The organism is Neisseria sp. HMSC068C04, from assembly GCF_001810105.1.
In the GTDB taxonomy this organism is placed as follows: domain Bacteria; phylum Pseudomonadota; class Gammaproteobacteria; order Burkholderiales; family Neisseriaceae; genus Neisseria; species Neisseria flavescens_B.
This window is the reverse complement of record NZ_KV800009.1, coordinates 64,443-66,251: the sequence shown is the minus strand read 5'-3', so window position 1 is coordinate 66,251 and position 1,809 is coordinate 64,443. Positions and strand designations below refer to the sequence as shown.

Genomic DNA, 1,809 nt, shown 5'->3' with positions numbered 1-1,809 from the left:
CATCGACACCATTTGCGACAACATGGCCGCCCATCCCGTCCACAACACCCCCATAAGTGCGAGCAGAAGCACAGCACGCCTTGCCACAGTCATTCAAACCCTAGTCCCCCATGCGGAAAACTTGGAATCTTTCGTTTTATCATCCGAGCTTGCGGAATATATTCAAAACCGACCCCACCCCGCGCCCTGACGATTCAGACGGCGGCGGCTACATCTGCAACCAATGCACCCCCAAAGGCGGCAGCGGTTTTGACCTGCTGACGTTGGTGTTTGGTTACAGCTTTACGGAATCTGTAAATCAGGTTTCCGCCCTGCTTGGGCTTTCAGACGGCCTGAAAGAATGGGCTACTTACAGCGTAACCAAAGCAGATTAAGCCCTCTTATTCCCTGACATCTACCCGCCTTTATGCCGCCTATTTCAGACGGCATAGGGCAAACTTCGCCCTAGTGTTTTCATAACTAATTGATTTTATTAGATTAATGTTTTGAAACACTGGAGGCAGAGCAAAGGATAAAACCATGAAACAGACCAATAAATCCGACCGTTTCCGCCGGTATTTAAACCGCGCCTTGCTGGTGTTTTGGGTGTTGCTTTTGGCTTTGGTAGTCCGAGCCTGTAACCAGCCCGCCCACGCTGACACGGAGCAACTAGAGCCGGAAACGCCCGCGATATGGGAAACCGACCCAACAGCAGGAATAGTTTTAGAACCAGTATCAGAGGAGGCAGAGCAATGAAACCAACATATCAAGACATTAAAGCAGCCGCGCAATACCGCTGGCCGGAAATTCACGCTGCCATCGGCATAGACCCGCGATACCTGAAAAACAAACACCAGCCCTGCCCTGCGTGTGGAGGGAAAGACCGTTTCAGATATGACGACAAGGACGGAAACGGCACATTCATTTGCAACCATTACAACAACGGCGCGGGCGATGGTTTCGGCTTGGTAATGCACTATTTGCAATGCAACTTTCAGACGGCCTTAAAGCAGGTTTCAGGCGTTTTAGGCATGGACAATGCAGACCCCTTACCGATACCGCCAACACGCCCACAAGAGCAACCATGCCCCGAAAAAGACCAAATCGAGAAACTGGCCGCATTGTGGGGAAGTACAGAACCTATCCGCCCCGATTCCCCTGTTATCCAGTATTTGAAATCACGCGGTTTGGACATGGCGCATTTACCCGAAAACGTCCGTTTTCTACCTGAAAAAGACTATTGGACAACAGGCGAAGATAAGCAGCTTTTGCTTGGCCGTTTCCCCTGTATGGTTTGCGCTATCCGCGATATGGACGAAGAGCTACAAGGCTTACACCTGACCTATTTGCAGGCGAGCTATGACAAGCCATGCGGAGAGGACGGGCTACACGCCCCGCGCTATCAGAAACTGGCAATCAAAGACCCTGTAACAGGCGAAACATTACCGGCCAAGAAAATGAGAAGCCGCAAGAAAGGCAGTATATCGGGGCAAGCCGTCCACTTGTTCCCGATTCCTGAAAATGGCCGCCTTGTCATTGCAGAGGGTATAGAAACCGCCCTTGCCGCCCGTGAATTGTACAAGGCTTACGATTGGGGCTTATACGCGGCCTTGAGCGCAAACAGCATGGCAAATTTTCAGTTTCTGAACGGTATAAAAGAAATTGCAATTATTGCCGATAACGACACGCCCCGCCCTGTTGGTTACAGAGCCGCTTATGACTTGGCAATGCGAGCCATTAAGCAGGGAATCAAGGCGAGCATATGGCAAAGCAAAACAGCAGGCTATGACGCATTAGACGAACTGAACGAGAAAAAGCAATCAGACAATC

The 1,809-nt window shown here is 50.6% G+C and carries 4 protein-coding genes; all 4 read left to right on the top strand.

Translation table 11 applies throughout. The features are described from left to right. Positions 1-190 (top strand): hypothetical protein (locus HMPREF2700_RS11925; RefSeq protein ID WP_210389911.1); only part of this gene is annotated, 190 nt, incomplete at its 5' end. Then, positions 150-374 (top strand): hypothetical protein, encoded by a 225-nt coding sequence (locus HMPREF2700_RS10950; protein WP_210389909.1) that lies wholly within the window; start codon positions 150-152, stop codon positions 372-374. The genes HMPREF2700_RS11925 and HMPREF2700_RS10950, both read left to right, overlap by 41 nt. A gap of 145 nt (positions 375-519) precedes the next feature. Continuing rightward, a complete protein-coding gene (locus HMPREF2700_RS10945; protein WP_049331046.1) occupies positions 520-735 on the top strand; it encodes a hypothetical protein in 216 nt (71 codons plus the stop codon). After that, positions 732-1,809, top strand: a 1,078-nt coding sequence (locus HMPREF2700_RS10940; protein ID WP_070592096.1) for a DUF7146 domain-containing protein, incomplete at its 3' end; no start/stop codon positions are given. The genes HMPREF2700_RS10945 and HMPREF2700_RS10940, both read left to right, overlap by 4 nt.